This window comes from Lactobacillus sp. UMNPBX19 (genome assembly GCF_002553805.1).
Taxonomy (GTDB): Bacteria; Bacillota; Bacilli; order Lactobacillales; family Lactobacillaceae; genus Lactobacillus.
The window spans coordinates 1-351 of sequence record NZ_PCYR01000170.1 but is presented as its reverse complement, the minus strand read 5'-3'; the positions used below and the strand labels follow the sequence as shown (position 1 = coordinate 351).

1 protein-coding gene is annotated in these 351 nt (G+C 43.0%); it reads left to right on the top strand.

Annotation, left to right across the window (positions count from 1 at the left end):
* Positions 1 to 24: 24 nt before the first annotated feature.
* Positions 25 to 351 (top strand): tRNA (adenosine(37)-N6)-dimethylallyltransferase MiaA (locus CP370_RS09645; protein WP_304441350.1); only part of this gene is annotated, 327 nt, incomplete at its 3' end.

Sequence of the window (351 nt, the reverse complement as noted above, 5' to 3'; positions counted from 1 at the left end):
GGGCAACTATTCAAGGAGGATGAGATGCAAAAAGTTTTAGCAATTGTGGGTCCTACGGCAGTTGGCAAAACCAGCCTGTCCGTCGAGTTGGCTAAACGCTGGAATGGTGAAATTATTTCTGGTGATTCAATGCAGGTATACCAACGACTTGATATCGGCACGGCAAAGATTACCTCTGAAGAAATGCAGGGAATTCCTCACCATTTAATTAACGTTCGGGCGGTTCAAGAACGTTTTACCGCCGCTGATTTTAAAAATACGGCTTCGCAGTTAATTAAAGAAATTAACGGAAGAAACCGATTGCCAATTATTGTTGGGGGAACCGGGTTTTATTTGCAAGCGTTATTGAAC